Here is a 15,151-nt window from a genome sequence, read left to right as displayed (position 1 = left end):
TATAATTCGCTGAAGGGGACAGCGGCGTGACGGCCGCGACCACAGGGGTGGGGGGAGTCGCACCGTGCAACCACGCGCGCTCGCGCCGGCCGAGGCTCCGGCTCCGGCACACCCGCCACCACCGTCCCCTCCGCCCCGCCGGGCGCTCCCTCGCCCCTTACGCCCTCAACTCCTCCTCTCCTGGCTGCCGTTACTCGCCGCGGCCGCCCTCTGGACGTACGCCCTGCCGCGCGTCGGCTTCCGCTCCATGGGCGACTACGGGCTCCTCGACCGTCTCCCCGTCGCGTTCTACCTCGCGCTGGCGCTCCTCACCTGCGGATTCCTGGCCGCCCTGCGCCGCGCCGGAACCGCGCCCTGGTGGCCCGCCACCTACTGCGTCGCACTCCTCGTCGCCCTCAAGGCGCCGCCCGCCGTGCTGTACGACTCCGTGCGCTACCCCTGGGCGTCCAAGCACGACGCCGTCGTCAACCAGCTCCTCCTCAACGGTGAACTGCGCCCGAACGGCGCCCTGTCGGGCAACATGTCCGCCTACGACCAGTGGCCCGGTTTCTTCACCCTCACCGGCGGACTGGTGCGCGCCTTCGGCGTGGACAGCGCGGCCGTGTTCCTCAACTGGGCGCCGATCGCACTCGGTCTGCTGATGACGCCGGTGCTCGTCCTGCTCTACCGCACCTTCACCGAGGACTGGCGGCTGGTGTGGACCGCCGTCTGGATCTTCCAGCTCGCCAACTGGGTCGGGCAGGACTATCTGTCGCCGCAGGGCTTCGCGTATCTGCTGCATCTGTCCGTGATCACCGTCGTGCTACGGCACTTCGTGCTGCCGGGCTCGGCGGGCAGGCTCCGCGACCGGTCGTTCCTGGACCCGGCGTCCGCCGCCGTACCGCCGCCCACCGGCACCCGGCAGCGCGCCGTCGGGGTGGCCGTCCTCGCGCCGCTGATCCTGGCCGTCAACGCCTCGCACCAGCTCACACCCGTGATGCTCTGCGTCTCGCTGTTCGCGCTGACCCTCACCCGCCGCTACCGCAACTACGGGCTGCTGGCCGTCGCCGCGCTGATCATGCTGGCCTGGGACCTGACGATGGGCCGGCCGCTGTTCGTCGAGACACTGGGCACCCTGCGCGACTCGCTCGGCCAGCTCACCCAGAACTCACGCGCCGGATACGCCGGTGAACTCACCGGCCCCGGCCCCGAACTCGCCGGTCGCGCCAACGTGTTGATGGTGCTCGCCGTCGCCGCGCTGGCGGGCGCGGCCCTGCTCCTGCGCCGCCGGCTCGTCCGCGCCGCGCTGCCGCTGCTGCTCGTGTCGATCGCGCCGGTCCCGCTGTTCGTCGTGAACGACTACGGCGGCGAAATGCTCTTCCGCGTCTATCTGTTCGGGCTGCCGGGCGCCGCCTTCTTCGCGGCGGCGACGCTCGTCCCGGCGGTCGCGGGCGACGGACGGCCGGTCCGAAGACGGGCCAGGGCGCTCACCCTCCACGCGGCGCTGCCCGTGGCGCTCCTCGTGCTGCTGGCCGGCTTCCTGCCCTCGTACTACGGCAAGGAGAAGATGTACTACACCCCGCCCGCCGAGACCGCGCTCGTCACCCGCGCCAGCGACCGGGCACCCGACGGCGCCCTGATCCTCGCCACCACCGGCTCCTTCCCGGGGGCGCTGCACCGCTACGACCACGTCGAGCACTGGTTCTTCGCCGAGCAGGAACTCCCCGAGAACGAACGGATGCTGGCCGACCCCGCGCGCCATCTGGCCGACGGCATCCCGCCCGGCACCGACGCCTATGTGATCCTCACCCGCACGCAGGACATCTACGCGGCCGGCGAAGGGCTCCTGCCACCGGGCGGCTTCGACACCCTGCGGTCGCGCCTCGCCGCCTCGCCGCTGTTCCGGACCGTGGAGGAGCACCCGTACGGCATCGTCCTTCAGTACCGGCCACACGCGGACACCACCGCCCCGGGGAGCGACCGTCCATGACCTTCGATCATTTACGGCTCCGAGTACCGCTGGCCCTCGCCGGCTGGGGCGCGCTCGCCGCGACCGCGCTGCCCGGCGGTTCACCACTGCGCTGGATCCCGGTGCTGCTGTTCGTCTGCTTCGGCCCCGGCCTGGCGCTCCTGCACCCGCAGCGCGGCCCGCTGCGCCCGGCCGCCCGCATCGAGGCGGTCGCCCTCGCCGCGCCGCTCAGCCTCTCCCTCGCGGTCACCGTCACCACCACGCTCTTTCTGGTGCGCGGCTTCTCGGCGGCGGCCCTCCTGATCACGCTGGCGGCCCTCACGACCGTCGCCGCCGCCCTGCCGGGACTGCCGCTGCCCGCCGCCACGCGCGGCGCCGTCGGCCGGAGGGGCCGCTGATGGCGGCACGGCTCAGCCAGGCCGAGAAGCAGGCGTACACCGTGATCGTCCTGGTCGCCGTCGGACTGCTCATCGCCGGGCTCGGGATCTGGGCCACCGAGTCGGACACGCCGGGGGACAACTGCGCCGCCACGGACCGGCTGGAGCCGCCGTGCGGCGCGTGGTGGGGCGCGTACGTCCCGTACGCGGAGGACGGCCCGGCGGACGGTTCGCTCACCAGGGCGGTGTACGCCTTCGAGAAGAAGATCGGCCGCAGGCTCGACCTCGTCTACAACTACCACGACATGTCGAACACCGGACTCGACGGACAGCTCCTCACCCCCGACGAGCGGGAGTTGGGCGAGGACCGGATGCTGATGCTGGCCTGGGAGTCCACGGTCTGGCGCGAGCCGCACCACGAGAACTGGACCGAGGACCAGCTGGGTTGGGCGAACGTCGCGTCCGGTCGCCACGACGCGGAGATCATCGACCCGCAGGCGCGCCGCATCAAGGAGTACGGCGACGAACAGGGCAAGCGGATCTTCCTCTCCTTCGACCAGGAGGCCGACGCCCGCATCAAGGAGGGCGCGGGCACCCCGGCGCAGTACGTCGCCGCGTACCGCCATCTGCGCGATCGCTTCGAGGAGTTGGGCGTCGACAACGTCGTGTGGGTGTGGACGGTCTCCGGCTATCTGGGCAGCAAGGCCGACATGGCGGCGCTGTATCCGGGGGACGACTACGTCGACTGGATCGGAATGGACCAGTACAACTACTTCCTCTGCCACAGCACCACGGACTGGAAGGACTTCGACCGTAGCCAGCGCCCCACCTACGACTGGCTACGGGCGAACATCTCCGCCGAGAAACCGCTGATGCTGGCCGAGTTCGGCACCGTGCCGGACCCGGCGGACCCCGACCGACAGCGCGACTGGTACGCGCGGATCCCCGACACGGTGCGCACGATGCCGGAGGTGAAGGCCCTGGTGCAGTGGAACAGACCGGTGCCGGGCGACAACTGCGACCTGACGGTCAACGAGGGCCCGGGGCTTGAGGGTTACCGTGAGGCGGGCCGTGACGACTACTTCCGCCAGCCCCCGCCCCGGTAGCGGTCCTCAGTCGCCGAACAGCACGGAGTAGGCCGTCGGCACGAACGCGTCGGCCCGCCGGAAGCGTCGCGTGGCGACCGCCGCCACCGCCGTCCCCGTCCCCGGGCAGAACCCGAGGAACGCCTGCTGCCCGCTCGTCGCCCCGCCGTGGAAGTACGCCGGGCCGTCGTCCGTCGGGTGCTGGAACCAGGTCAGGGTGTGCGTGTGCGCCTTGCCGATCCCGCGGCGCAGTACGGGGCGGCGTACCGCGTGCAGGGCGTCCGCCAGCGACGGTGTGCGCTCCGGCCGCAGATGCGCCTCCAGGAAGGTGAGCAGATCGTGCGGGGTGGCCCGGACCGCGCCGGCCGCCGCGAAGCCGCCGATACGCAGCGGGGGCACCTCGGTCACACCGTCCCCGGCGTGCCCGACGGCGTCGGTGGCGGAGCCGCCCGGCCGCGTCGACGTACCCGTCAGCCCCAGCGGCGAAAGGACCTGTTCCTCCAGCAGCGCGTCCCAGCCCGTGCGGGTGGCGGCCGACAGCGCGTGGCCGAGGGCGGAGACTCCGAAGTTGGAGTAGCGCCAGCGGGTACCGGGCCGGTGGCGCGGGTGTGCGCGCAGGAAGGCGTCGATCACCCGGTGCGCGGGATATCCGGCGAACGGGTTGGTCGACCAGCGCGGCAGCGCCTGCCGGTAGAAGTCCCGTGGCAGGGCGGGCAGTCCGGACGTGTGCGTGATCAGATGCCGCAGCGTGACCGGTGCGACGGACGGCGGCGGCCGGGACCCGAAGCAGGCGGCGGCGGAGTCCTCGTACGAGAGACGGCCGGTCCCGGCGAGGCGGGCCAGCAGCAGACCGGCGTACGTCTTGGAGGCGGAGCCGATCTCGTACCGCAGACCTTCCGCGCCGGGCGAGGCGCGGACCGTGCGGTGCCCGTGCACGGAGACGGCGAAGACGACATCGGGGGCGTCGACCGCGCGTACCGCCGCGTCGAGCCGGTCGTGCGGCGTACCGGCGAGCGCGGCGCGGGCGACCTGGGTGACCTGGCTCGTCAGCTCGTCGCCCGTCATGACGCCGCGGGGGCCGTCAGCCGCGCCATGGCGCGAGAGGTGGCCAGGACCGAGGCCAGGGCGGCGACCAGCGTCGGGTGGTAGACCATGTCGAAGACGTCGTCCCGGCTGCCCTCGGGCATCTCGTTCATGGTCGGCATCGCGCCGTCGGGCTGCTGCGCCGCCGCGAAGCCGCGCCACACCCGCGCGTCGAAGGTGGGTTCGGGCAGACAGGCGTCCACGACGAGGAGTTCGCCGAGCAGGTCCCAGCGCTTCAGGTCGAGCCAGTCGTCCAGCCAGACCGGCAGCCACAGGGCGAGGTAGTCGGCGATGTCCGCCGGCAGCCCGGCCGGCCGGCGGCCCCATTCGGTGAGGTGGAAGACGGTGTGGGTGATGTCGTACCCGATGTGGCCCTCCACGGTCCACGGTTCGGGTGTGCGGGCGAGCCAGGTGCGCGCGGTGGCGTCCTCGAAGGGGGTGCTCGGCGTCAGCCCGAAGCGCTTCTCGTACGCGGAGATGCCCAGCCGCCGCATGGGCAGGACTTCCAGGGCCGCCCAGCTGCCGAGCCGGTGGTTGAGGCGGACGGCGCGTTCGGTCTCCGGTTCCTGGTAGCCCATCTCCTTGAACGGGAGGTAGACCTCGAAGGGGATGGGGGAGATCGGCTCCAGCCGCTGGCCGCGTGCCAGCGACCGGCCGCCGTCGAGGCCCTCGCGCCAAAGGTGGTCCAGCAGTCCGCGTGCGAGAGACGCCTGGCGCGAGCCCGCGACCCCTTCCCGGAAGAGGATCTGGCAGATCATGGCGGCTTCGCCGATCGGCTTGAAGCGCTCCATGAAGCCGATCTCGGGATCGACATCGGGTTCGAGCCGGAAGCCGGTGCGGTGGGAGTGCAGCCACTCCATCGCGTGGGCGCCGACACCGTGGATGAGCTTCATATGACCGGTGCTCGGGCCGGCGGTGTCGTCCGGGCCTTCCATGCTGTCGGTGCTGTCGGTGCTCATGCGACGCCTCCCTGTACGGACGGCAGTCCCTGTACGGACGGCAGACGGACATCGGTCAGCGTGGCGGCGAAAGCGCCCACCAGCGTGGAGTGGTAGCAGTTCGCGAAGTTCCTGGGCGGCTGGTGCGGAAGCCCCGTACCGGCCTCCGGGAAGCCCCCCTCCGCGTCCTGGACGGCGGCGATCCGCGCCCAGCCGGACTCGACCGTCCCCGCGAGCGCGGTATATGACGTGCCGTCAGGGATGCAGGCGGCGACGGCGAGCAGTTCGCAGCTCAGGTCCCACTGCTCCGCCTCCAGACAGGTGTCCAGCCACGCGGGCAGCCAGGCCGCCAGATAGTCGCCCAGTTCGGCGGGCATCCGCTCCGGTGCGTTGCCCCAGTCCGTGAGGTGGAACACGACATGCGTCAGCCCGTAACCGGCCGTCCGCTCGAACGTCCACGGCTCCGGAAGACCGCCGAGCCAGGTGCGCGCGAGCGCCGCCGACGCCTCCCCGTACGGTGGAAAACCCACCCGCCGCTCGGAGTTGAGCACGCCCAGCCGCCGGTTCGGCTCCTGCTCGATACGTCCCCAGCCGCGCGTGCCGCACACCGTCGCGGCGAGTTCCTCGAAGCCCGGGTGCCGCAGCTCCGCCGAGGCGAAGGGCGCGTAGATCTCCAGCGGATACGTCGTGAAGGGCTCACCGCGCAGCAGTTCCAGGAAGAGCTGTCCCCGCCCGGTCTGCTCCCACGCGAAGTCCAGCAGCGCCGAGGCGTGCCGGTGGCGGTCCGTACCGGGGTGGCTCGACTCCCTGATCGAGAAGGTGAGCTGGGCCAGTTCGCCGAGCGGCTTCAGCGTCCGGTTGACGTCGGTGTGCGGGTCCAGCACGTCGTCCGGGAGCCGGAAGGAGTCCTGGTGTCCGCGCACCCACTCCAGGGTGGCCCGCGAGACGTACGACGCCCACGACTCGGGCGCCGTTCCCGTCCGGCCCGACGGCTGCCGCGCCTCGGCGGTCCCGGGCGTGTTCATCCCCGGCCTCCGGCCCGGATATGGCGCGCCGCGTGCACATGCAGGCCGACTCGCGCGTCGGCCCCCGCCATCTGCTCGACGAATTCGAGTCCGGTGTCCAGACCGAGGGTGTCGGGGACTCCGTCGATGACGCTCAGCCAGCGTCCGGCGCCGGCCGCCTGGAGCCAGTCGCGGCGCCGTACGGCACGTACGAAGCCCCGCGCCACGTCCACGGGCCTGCGGGCGGCGACCTGGGCGACGCCCGAATCGGCGCCGGGCAGGGCGAGCGACCCCAGCAGGGACAGCTGATGGGTCAGCTGCGGCCACTCCAGGGCGTCCAGCCACGACGCGTCGGGCACCGAGCCGACTCCGGTTGCGGACAGGTCCAGCCTGTGCAGCGCCTGTGTCATCGCCCAGTGGCTCCAGACCGTCGTCTCGGACGACGCGGCGCCGGGGGCGAAGGTGACGACGGCGCGCTGGAAGACGGCGAGGTCGTCCGGGAGCGGCCGACGGCGGGTGAGAACGCTGGGCAGCAGCACGTCGGCGCCCAGTACGCGCACCGCCGCCAAGCCAAGCTGGTCGTCCGCGAGGGTGCCGACGGTGCCGCCCACGACAGAGGAGTGGCCCCCGCCCCGAAGGACGGAGACCACCTCTGAAGCGAGGTCGTGCACCACACCCGCGAGGCGGGGAGGGGTACCTGACTGCTCCATTCGACTCTCCCGTCAACCCTTCTTCGGGCGCGGGGTCGGCGGCGAGAGCAGAAGCCCTCCCTGGCCGCCGATGAGTGCCAGCGCCAGGCTCTCCCGGCTGTCGCGGTAGGTGCCTTCGGCTTCGCTCGGGCTCAGGACCGCCTCGATGTCGACGTCCAAGTCCCTGGTCATCTCACGGGCGTTGGTCTCGGTGGTCATGCCATCATCCCCTCAGAAGGAAGCTGATTTGGCGTACATAACTCAGTTCACCGCACATATCGGACACTCGCAAACGCTCAGCTCCGGGACCGGGATCCACGGGCGGTGATACGGGCCAGTACGGCGACGACCGCGACCGCCAACAGCCCCACCGACACCGGGACGGCGACCGCCGCGAACACGTGCTGCGCCGACCAGCCCGCCACCGTGAGAATCCAGACCGCCGCCGCGACGATCCGCCCGTCCGCGCCCGCCGTCCGGAGCGCGACGGCGGCCAGCCCCAGGCAGAGCAGTTGCAGCACGACGGGCAGCAGCTCCAACGCCCTTTCCCGGTCGAGCGGTTGGGCGAGTACGTCGACGAGCGGCCGGTGCCAGGGGCCGGCCGCCGCCTGCGGCCGTACGCCCAGGAGCGGCGGCGCGCCGTGCAGCGCGCCGAACAGCGCCAGCAGACCGGCCGTGAGCAGGAGCGGACGCGACCGTACGAGCGCCACGGCCGCGCACTGGACGACGATCAGCAGGACCCCGGCACCGAGCGTCAACGGCGGCAGCGCGGCGAGGAGCTGGGCGCCCGACGCGGGACCGGGGCGGAGATCGGCCGCGTCCCGCAGCGGTGTCCAGAACAGGCCGGTGGCGAGAGCCAGGAGCAGCCACAGCACCACGGCCGACGGACGCCCCGCGCTGGGCCTGGGCGCCGGTGGATCTTCCCGGGGAGCCGCCTCCGTACGGGGCGCGGGTTTCGGTACGTGCACGGGCAGGCCGAAGGCCGGGGTCGCCGTGTCGTACCCGCCCTGCGGATACGTGGTCTGCCGCGCCCACGCCGCCCGGTACGCGGCCTCCTCCGCCGCGTCGAGCGGGCCGCCTCCGGTACGCCGCCGCCGCTCGGCGGCCTCACGCGCCCAGGTCGTCCCGTAGCCCGTGTCGGGCTCCCTGCCGGGCCTTCTCAGCGCCGACCGCAGCCCCGGGGCCGCCACCAGCGCGACGAGCGTCATGGACAGCAGCATCGCCAGCCCGGCGCCGGAGATCCCGGCGGGTCCGAGCAGCACGACCGCGCTGCCGAGGACGGACACGCACATGGCGCCCTGGAGGGCGGCGAGCATGCCGGTGCGCCCCTGGACACGCAGCACGCCGATGTACAGCTCCACGACCACGCGCGGCAGCGCGGCGGCGGCCAGCAGGCGCAGCACCGTCGAGCCGTGCTCGGCGTAGTCGGCGCCGAAGGGCGCCAGGACCTGGGGGGCGAAGACCACCAGCACCAGCACCACCGGCACCAGTAGCACCGTCATCCGGCGCAGCGCGCCCCGGACGCCCTCGGCCAGCCGCTCGGGGGAGTGCGAGGCGTGCGCGGTCAGGGAGGAGGCCATGTTGATGGCCATGAACTCCATCGTCCCGCCCACGGTGTACGCGGTGTAGAAGAACGCGTTGTGCGCCGCGTCGAAGCGCACGGCCACCATCACCGGCAGCAGGTTGATCATCGCCAGGCTGAACAGGGCGCCGACCGAGTCGCCGGCCAGGAACCGCCCGATGTCGGCCGGGCGCGGCGGTTCGCGGTCCCGGTCGGCGGCGGACTGCCGGGGGATGAGCCGGCGGAACACCAGCCAGCCGAGGGGCAGTACGGACAGCGCGATGGCCGCCGCCCAGGACACGAAGACGCCGAGCACCGGCATCGCCGTGGCGAACGCGACGAGGAGCAGCAGCTTGCCGAGGGAGAAGACGGCGTTGCCGACGGGCACCCAGAAGGCTTCGCGGAGCCCGGTCAGGACGCCGTCCTGGAGGGTGAGCAGCGCCCAGGCGACGCAGGAGGCGGTGAAGACCAGCCCGGCGGTGACGCCGCTGAGCGGCGCGTACGAGGGGCCCCACAGGTCGAGCGTCAGCAGGAAGACCACACAGGCGACGCACACGACGGCCGAACTGACCGCGTACGCGCGCCATACGAGCGGGCCGGTCGCCCGCCCGGCCCGTGGCACGTAACGCACCACCGCGCCGATCATGGTGGTGGCGGTGAGGGAGGCCAGCAGCCGCATGGCGGCGATGGCGGCGGAGCCCTGGCCGACGGCCTCCTCGGTGTAGTAGCGGGCGGCGACCAGCCAGAAGCCGAGACCGAGGGCGGCGGAGACACCGGTGGAGAGCATCAGCGCGTACGCGTTGCGGAACATCGAGTCGCTGTTGTCGCGTTCGGCGGCCGCCTCGTCCTTGCACGCCGTGTCAGTCACCGCCGTGCCCCGGGGGCGAGGCGGGCGCGGCCCCCGACGCGTCCAGTACGGCGATCACCCGGTCCGCCCGTAACGGGTCGACGGGCAGCGCGTGACGGGCGAACCAGGCGGCGGGCGCGGGACGCGGCGAGGCGTCGGTGAAGACGTCACCCGCGTACACGTCGAGCGGCGGGTCGTACAGATACCCGGTGGTGATCCGGCGCCGGGCGAGCGCGGCGACGGCGGCGTCCCGGTCGGCGACGAGCAACGGCACCCGGAACAGCGGCTGTACGGCCGACCGGGGCGCGGGCGCCGCCCACCGACTCGCCAACAGCCGCTCCGTACCGGCCCGGTGGGCGGCGAGCAGCGGATCGAGCCCGGACAGCAGCCGCTCGGTGCGCCGCAGCCGGACACGGCCCGGTGTGACGCGGTACCGGTGCATGTCCACCCGTACCCACGAGTCGAAGCCGCCCAGCCCCCGCCCCTCGGTCAGCGCCTCCTTCAGCTCACCCGGCCGCAGCTCCATCCGGATGCCCCGGCGCTCCTCGGCCCCGGCCGCGCGCAGCAGGCCGCGCGCGGCCCGCACCAGCCGCAGCCCGCGCACCCCGGCCTCCGCGTACGGCCGCAGGGCGTAGGCGAGTTCGGCGGTGAGCCGGGACGGTTCGAGGAGCGCGTCACGGGCCGCCGCCAGTTCCGTACGGAGGGCGGGGTCGGCCACGGCGAGGAACCCGCCGGTCTTGGCGCCCACATGCTTGGAGAGGCTGAACACGGCCGCGTCCCCGAAGGTCCCGACGGCCCGGCCGGCCACCTCGCTGCCGATGGCGTGGGCCGCGTCCTCGATCAACGGGATTCCCAACGCGTCGCAGCGGGCGCGCAGTTCGGGTGCCGGGTCGGGATTCCCGTACAGATTCGTGGTCAGTACGGCGGACAGCCCGCGCCAGTCGGAGTCCGGTACGGCCGCCGGGTCGATCGACCCGTCCCGCGCGTTCAACGGCGCCTGGACGGGGCGCAGTCCGGCCGCGAGCACCACGAACATGATCACGTCGTCGTTGACCGGGGACATCAGCACCCGGCCGCCGGGCGGGCACCAGTGGCGCAGCGTCACATAGAGCCCGAGCCGGCACGACGGCACGTACAGGCACTCTCTGCCGAGACGCCGCCGCATGGCCGATTCCAGCGCGGCGTACGGCGTCGGGCAGCCCTCCCCAAGAGCCATACCGTTTCCCCCTGCCCCCGGATCAATGTGGCCTTTGGGGACGCTCCCGTCAATACGGTCTCCGGACGGCTCGGGTCACCGCCCGCGTGTCACGTCGTCAGGGCGGCGCGCTGGTCCGGGCCGAGCCGGTCGGGTCCGGCGTGCCGCAGGGCCTCGGTGACGCGCTCGGCGGACCAGCCGAGCCCTGCGGCCAGCGCCTCGGCATCCGGGGGCGCCTTCGTGTGCATGAGCGCCGCGAGCAGCGTCAGCGCGTCCTCGACACCGGCGGGACCGCTCGCCATGTCCTCGCTGAGGGTCGCGAAGAACCGGCTCATCCGGTCGAGCCGCGCCCCGGCCGGGGTGTCGGCGCCGACGACGCCGACGCCCCGCCGGGCGGTGTCCGCCCAGTTCGCCGTCGAACGCGTGTCGCGCGTCCAGGCCCGCAGCCAGACGTCGTCGTCCACGACGTACCGCTCGCGCCGCCCCCGGGGATCGCGCTCGCGCCGGACCACCTCCAGGCGTTCGAGATAGCTGACGGCCTTGGAGACCGACGCGGGGCTGACCCGCAACCGCCCGACCAGGTCGGCGGCGGTGAGGCCCCCGGAGTCGGTGAGGAACAGCCGGACGAGGACGCGGGACGCCATGCCGGGGAGCCCGGTCTCGACCAGCACGGCCCCGAACTGCTCCGCGAAACACCGCAGTTCGTCGCTGTCGCTGTCTTGGGGGCTCGACGCCGGGAGCGTGGGCGCGCGCCGCCGGGCCCGCCGCGCGGTGGCCCGCAGTGCCCGGTCCGCCCGGTAGCCGTCGGTGCCGCCGTTGCGCGCGACCTCCCGGCTGACGGTCGAGGTGGGCCTGCCGAGGCGTCTGGCGATCTCGGCGTAGCCCAGCCCCTCGGCCAGTCCGGCGGCGATGTCCCGGCGTTCCTCGTGCGTCAGCCTGCCTCCCGGCATCCGTCCTCGCCTCCCTGGTGGTTCGTCGGTGAACGGTCGGTCCAGTATGCGTTCACCGTCATCTCATTGCAACGATCTCTCCCAGAAACTCCAGTCGCATTCACCGTCACCACCATTGCAATTGCGTTTGACGGCCCATGAAACGCAACGTAGCTTTCGCGATTGTCGAAATATCCACGGCAAGGGGGTCCGATGTGACGACCGGCGAGAGAGTCGTACTCGATGTCGAGGGGCTGCGCATGCGGTACGGCGCGAACGACGTGCTGCGCGATGTGCGGTTCCAGGCGCGCCACGGGGAGGTGCTGGCCCTGCTGGGCCCGAACGGAGCGGGCAAGACCACCACGATCGAGATCCTGGAGGGCTTCCGGATGCGGTCGGCGGGCCGTGTCGACGTACTCGGCTCCGACCCGGCGCACGGCGACGAACGCTGGCGGGCCAGGCTCGGGGTGGTCCTCCAGTCCTGGCGCGACCACGGCAACTGGCGGGTGCGCGAACTGCTCGCCCACCTCGGCACGTACTACACCCCGTACGCCACCGACCAGGTCCGACGCCCCTGGCACACCGACGAGTTGGTCGAGGCGGTCGGTCTCACGGCGCACGCGGGCAAGAAGATCAAGACCCTCTCCGGCGGACAGCGGCGCAGGCTGGACGTGGCGATCGGCATCGTCGGCCGCCCCGAACTGCTCTTCCTGGACGAGCCGACGGCGGGTTTCGACCCCGGCGCGCGGCGCGAGTTCCACGACCTCGTCCGCCGCCTGGCCCACGACCACGCGACGACGGTCCTGCTCACCACGCACGACCTGGCCGAGGCCGGGAAACTCGCCGACCGCGTCGTGGTCCTCGTCGGCGGCCGGATCATCGCCGACGGCACGGAGGACGAACTGGCGCGCCAGGTGGCGGGCGAGGACGAGGTGCGCTGGACGCACGACGGAATCCACCACACGCGGACGACCACCGACTCGACCGGCTTCGTCCGCGACCTGTTCGCCCGGTACGGCACGGAGATAGCCGAACTGGAGGTCCGCCGGGCCTCGTTGGAGGACACCTACCTGGCACTCGTACGCGAGGAGGAGACGGCCCGATGAACACGACGACCGGCACGGTCCGCGTGGGCTGCTCGCGCGGCCTGATCGAACTGCGGCAGTCCTTCACCAACGGCGGTGAACTGCTGTCCCATCTGCTCTGGCCCACCCTGATGCTGACGGTGCTGTACTTCCTGCGGGACTCGGCCTTCGGCACCGGCGGGCTCCTGCTCGGCACCCTGGCCCTGCCGGGCATCCTCGGCATGAACGCCGCGATGGGCATGGTCTCCATGAGCCAGATCCTCGCCGCCGAACGCGAGGACGGCACCCTCCTGCGCGCCAAGGCGACGCCCGACGGCATACCCGCCTATCTGATCGGCAAGGTCGTCACGGTCGGCGGCGGTCTCCTCGCCGACCTCGCGATCCTGCTCATCCCGGGCCTGCTCATCGTCGACGGCCTCGCGGCCGGCGACGCCGGATCCTGGCTCACGGTGACCTGGATCCTGCTCCTCGGCATGGCCGCGACCCTCCCCATCGGCGCGATCCTGGGCTCGGTGCTCACCGGCGCCCGCGGCCAGGGACTCATCCAGCTGCCGATGCTGGCCATGATCGCGATCTCCGGCGTCTTCTACCCGCTCACCTCGCTGCCGGAATGGGTCCAGTGGCTCGGCCAGGCCACCCCGATCTACTGGCTCGGCCTGGGCATGCGCTCCGCCCTCCTCCCGGACGCCGCGGTCACCGCCGAGATCGGCGGGTCCTGGCGCCCGTGGGAGACGGCCGGAGTACTCGGCCTCTGGGCCGTACTCGGCCTGGCGCTCGCCCCCCTCGTACTGCGCCGCACGGCCCGGCGCGAGTCGGGTTCGAGCGTGTCGGAACGCCGCGAGAAGGCCCTGCGCCGCACCGGCTGACCCGGCTCGTCCGGCAGATCCGTCACGCGGCCATGTCACAGGGGACCGCGCCGTCTCGTCTCAGGGAATGTAGGCACCGAGCGACGACCCGGAGGAGCGCACCATGGACGCGCGACTGAACTATTTCACCAGCCCGACCGCGAGCAAGGTCCTCAAGTACTTCATGTCGACCGGCAAGGCGTTCAAGGAATCGCCGCTGCCGGCCGTGACGCAGGAGCTGGTGGCGCTGCGCGTCAGCCAGATCAACGGCTGCGCCGCCTGTATAGACATGCACACCAAGGAGGCCGCCGCGGCCGGCGAGACGTCGGCCCGGCTGAACCTGGTCGTGGCGTGGCGCGAGGCCACGGTCTTCACCGAGGCCGAGCGGGCCGCGCTGGAGCTGGCCGAGGAGGGGACCAGGGTCGCGGACGCGGCCGAGGGGGTCAGCGACGAGGTGTGGGTGTACGCCGCCAAGCACTACGACGAGGAGCAGCTCACCACCCTGGTGATCCTGGTCTCCTTCATGAACGCGGTGAACCGGCTGAACATCATCACGCGTCAGCCGGCCGGCGACTACGAACCCGGACAACTCCACTGACACGGAAGGAGCTTCAGACGTGAGCAAGGTCGATGAGTTCGAGGAGCTGCGGCCCCTGCTGTTCTCGATCGCCTACCGGATACTCGGCAGCGTGACCGAGGCCGAGGACGCGGTGCAGGAGACCTGGCTGCGCTTCGACGGCTCGTCGGCCCGGCCCACGTCGGCCAAGGCGTATCTGTCGACCGTGGTGACCCGGATCTCGATCGACGTGCTGCGCTCCGCGCGGGTGCGGCGCGAGGCTTATGTGGGCCCGTGGTTCCCCGAGCCGCTGCTCAGCGATCCGTATCAGGACCCGGAGCGTTCGGTGGAGCTGGCCGACTCGGTGTCCATGGCGGCGCTGCTGCTGCTGGAGCGGCTCAGCCCGTCGGAGCGGGCGGTCTTCCTGATGCGGGAGGTGTTCGCCTTCGAGTACGACGAGGTCGCGGCGGCCGTGGGGCGTTCGGAGGCGGCGTGCCGGCAACTGCTGGTCCGGGCGCGGCGGCACATGGAGGCGGGGCGGCCGCGGTTCGCGGCGGACCGCGAGGAACGGCAGGAGCTGGCGACGCGGTTCTTCGACGCGCTGAAGGACGGCGACGTGGACGGGCTCCAGGAGTTGCTGGCCGCGGATGTGCGGATGGTCGGCGACGGCGGCGGCAAGGCCCCGCAGCTGGCCAAGCCCGTCGCGGGCGCCACAAACGTCTCCCGGCTGCTGGGCACGGTGTTCCCCTGGCTGATCCGGGTCGACGTGACGTGCGAGCAGCACGAGATCAACGGCCAGCCCGGCGCGATCTTCCGCGACCGGGACGGCAAGGTGCTCGTCATCCTGGCCCTCGATGTCCTCGACGGGCAGATCCAGACCATCCGCTCGGTGATCAACCCCGACAAGCTCGGGCACCTCGGACCGGTCGCCGACGCCTGGGCGATCGACCGCGAGGTGAAGCAGGCCCGCCGGGGCGGCTGAACCGGCCCCTTGTGCCGGTGGCCCGGC

At 72.3% G+C, this 15,151-nt stretch carries 15 protein-coding genes; 7 read left to right on the top strand and 8 right to left on the bottom strand.

The window, feature by feature from the left end:
* Window positions 1-64: 64 nt before the first annotated feature.
* Genes ACFUN8_RS01855 through ACFUN8_RS01845 form a run of 3 tightly spaced genes read left to right on the top strand, consistent with a single transcriptional unit; the run spans window position 65 to window position 3,431 of the window.
* Window positions 65-1,969 (top strand): hypothetical protein, encoded by a 1,905-nt coding sequence (locus tag ACFUN8_RS01855; RefSeq protein ID WP_383630106.1) that lies wholly within the window; start codon window positions 65-67, stop codon window positions 1,967-1,969.
* Entirely contained in the window at window positions 1,966-2,346 is a 381-nt protein-coding gene (locus tag ACFUN8_RS01850; RefSeq protein ID WP_383630104.1) for a hypothetical protein, read from the top strand. The genes ACFUN8_RS01855 and ACFUN8_RS01850 overlap by 4 nt, the downstream gene beginning before the upstream one ends.
* Complete coding sequence (locus tag ACFUN8_RS01845; RefSeq protein ID WP_383630102.1) at window positions 2,346-3,431, top strand: glycoside hydrolase family 26 protein; 1,086 nt, start codon at window positions 2,346-2,348, stop codon at window positions 3,429-3,431. The genes ACFUN8_RS01850 and ACFUN8_RS01845 overlap by 1 nt, the downstream gene beginning before the upstream one ends.
* A 6-nt stretch (window positions 3,432-3,437) precedes the next feature.
* Here ACFUN8_RS01845 and ACFUN8_RS01840 read toward each other — a convergent pair whose 3' ends face one another.
* The 8 genes from ACFUN8_RS01840 to ACFUN8_RS01805 all read right to left on the bottom strand — a co-directional run bounded on the left by ACFUN8_RS01840 (window position 3,438) and on the right by ACFUN8_RS01805 (window position 11,677).
* Complete coding sequence (locus ACFUN8_RS01840) at window positions 3,438-4,475, bottom strand: serine hydrolase domain-containing protein (RefSeq protein ID WP_383630100.1); 1,038 nt, start codon at window positions 4,473-4,475, stop codon at window positions 3,438-3,440.
* The gene (locus ACFUN8_RS01835) at window positions 4,472-5,386 is read right to left on the bottom strand and encodes a DUF6895 family protein (protein ID WP_383630296.1); all 915 of its coding nucleotides are present in this window, start codon (window positions 5,384-5,386) and stop codon (window positions 4,472-4,474) included. Before ACFUN8_RS01835 ends, ACFUN8_RS01840 begins: the two co-directional genes overlap by 4 nt.
* Window positions 5,387-5,448: 62 nt before the next feature.
* Entirely contained in the window at window positions 5,449-6,456 is a 1,008-nt protein-coding gene (locus ACFUN8_RS01830; protein WP_383630098.1) for a DUF6895 family protein, read from the bottom strand.
* A complete protein-coding gene (locus ACFUN8_RS01825; protein WP_383630096.1) occupies window positions 6,453-7,145 on the bottom strand; it encodes a hypothetical protein in 693 nt (230 codons plus the stop codon). The genes ACFUN8_RS01830 and ACFUN8_RS01825 overlap by 4 nt, the downstream gene beginning before the upstream one ends.
* A gap of 12 nt (window positions 7,146-7,157) precedes the next feature.
* Entirely contained in the window at window positions 7,158-7,343 is a 186-nt protein-coding gene (locus tag ACFUN8_RS01820; protein ID WP_383630094.1) for a hypothetical protein, read from the bottom strand.
* 77 nt (window positions 7,344-7,420) lie between these two features.
* Window positions 7,421-9,553, bottom strand: coding sequence for a lipopolysaccharide biosynthesis protein (locus ACFUN8_RS01815; protein WP_383630092.1), 2,133 nt, complete (start codon window positions 9,551-9,553; stop codon window positions 7,421-7,423).
* Window positions 9,546-10,697 carry a DegT/DnrJ/EryC1/StrS family aminotransferase gene (locus ACFUN8_RS01810; protein ID WP_383630294.1) on the bottom strand — a complete coding sequence of 384 codons (1,152 nt, stop codon included), beginning with the start codon at window positions 10,695-10,697 and terminating at the stop codon, window positions 9,546-9,548. The genes ACFUN8_RS01815 and ACFUN8_RS01810 overlap by 8 nt, the downstream gene beginning before the upstream one ends.
* Window positions 10,698-10,837: 140 nt before the next feature.
* Window positions 10,838-11,677, bottom strand: a complete 840-nt coding sequence (locus ACFUN8_RS01805) for a helix-turn-helix domain-containing protein (protein WP_383630090.1) — start codon at window positions 11,675-11,677, stop codon at window positions 10,838-10,840.
* A 239-nt stretch (window positions 11,678-11,916) separates the two neighbouring features.
* Between ACFUN8_RS01805 and ACFUN8_RS01800 the strand changes: the two genes are divergently transcribed.
* From ACFUN8_RS01800 to ACFUN8_RS01785, 4 genes are all read left to right on the top strand, one after another.
* Window positions 11,917-12,762: an ABC transporter ATP-binding protein gene (locus ACFUN8_RS01800; protein WP_383630292.1), complete on the top strand. Its 846-nt coding sequence runs from the start codon at window positions 11,917-11,919 to the stop codon at window positions 12,760-12,762.
* A complete protein-coding gene (locus ACFUN8_RS01795) occupies window positions 12,759-13,607 on the top strand; it encodes an ABC transporter permease (RefSeq protein ID WP_383630088.1) in 849 nt (282 codons plus the stop codon). Before ACFUN8_RS01800 ends, ACFUN8_RS01795 begins: the two co-directional genes overlap by 4 nt.
* A 103-nt stretch (window positions 13,608-13,710) precedes the next feature.
* Window positions 13,711-14,184 carry a carboxymuconolactone decarboxylase family protein gene (locus tag ACFUN8_RS01790; RefSeq protein WP_383630086.1) on the top strand — a complete coding sequence of 158 codons (474 nt, stop codon included), beginning with the start codon at window positions 13,711-13,713 and terminating at the stop codon, window positions 14,182-14,184.
* A 19-nt stretch (window positions 14,185-14,203) separates the two neighbouring features.
* The gene (locus ACFUN8_RS01785; RefSeq protein WP_383630084.1) at window positions 14,204-15,124 is read left to right on the top strand and encodes an RNA polymerase sigma-70 factor; all 921 of its coding nucleotides are present in this window, start codon (window positions 14,204-14,206) and stop codon (window positions 15,122-15,124) included.
* Window positions 15,125-15,151: the final 27 nt, after the last annotated feature.

Source organism: Streptomyces sp. NPDC057307, from assembly GCF_042667665.1.
Taxonomy (GTDB): Bacteria; Actinomycetota; Actinomycetes; order Streptomycetales; family Streptomycetaceae; genus Streptomyces.
The sequence above is the reverse complement of the archived record's forward strand: the minus strand, read 5'-3'. Positions and strand labels throughout refer to the sequence as shown.

Excerpts from the sequence above, each read along its gene's own strand:
- ACFUN8_RS01830 (WP_383630098.1), bottom strand. The coding sequence starts at position 6,456 with ATGAACACGCCCGGGACCGCCGAGGCGCGGCAGCCGTCGGGCCGGACG.
- ACFUN8_RS01810 (WP_383630294.1), bottom strand. The coding sequence starts at position 10,697 with ATGCGGCGGCGTCTCGGCAGAGAGTGCCTGTACGTGCCGTCGTGCCGG.
- ACFUN8_RS01845 (WP_383630102.1), top strand. The coding sequence starts at position 2,346 with ATGGCGGCACGGCTCAGCCAGGCCGAGAAGCAGGCGTACACCGTGATC.
- ACFUN8_RS01795 (WP_383630088.1), top strand. The coding sequence starts at position 12,759 with ATGAACACGACGACCGGCACGGTCCGCGTGGGCTGCTCGCGCGGCCTG.
- ACFUN8_RS01790 (WP_383630086.1), top strand. The coding sequence starts at position 13,711 with ATGGACGCGCGACTGAACTATTTCACCAGCCCGACCGCGAGCAAGGTC.
- ACFUN8_RS01805 (WP_383630090.1), bottom strand. The coding sequence starts at position 11,677 with ATGCCGGGAGGCAGGCTGACGCACGAGGAACGCCGGGACATCGCCGCC.
- ACFUN8_RS01820 (WP_383630094.1), bottom strand. The coding sequence starts at position 7,343 with ATGACCACCGAGACCAACGCCCGTGAGATGACCAGGGACTTGGACGTC.
- ACFUN8_RS01840 (WP_383630100.1), bottom strand. The coding sequence starts at position 4,475 with ATGACGGGCGACGAGCTGACGAGCCAGGTCACCCAGGTCGCCCGCGCC.
- ACFUN8_RS01800 (WP_383630292.1), top strand. The coding sequence starts at position 11,917 with ATGCGGTACGGCGCGAACGACGTGCTGCGCGATGTGCGGTTCCAGGCG.
- ACFUN8_RS01850 (WP_383630104.1), top strand. The coding sequence starts at position 1,966 with ATGACCTTCGATCATTTACGGCTCCGAGTACCGCTGGCCCTCGCCGGC.
- ACFUN8_RS01835 (WP_383630296.1), bottom strand. The coding sequence starts at position 5,386 with ATGAAGCTCATCCACGGTGTCGGCGCCCACGCGATGGAGTGGCTGCAC.
- ACFUN8_RS01825 (WP_383630096.1), bottom strand. The coding sequence starts at position 7,145 with ATGGAGCAGTCAGGTACCCCTCCCCGCCTCGCGGGTGTGGTGCACGAC.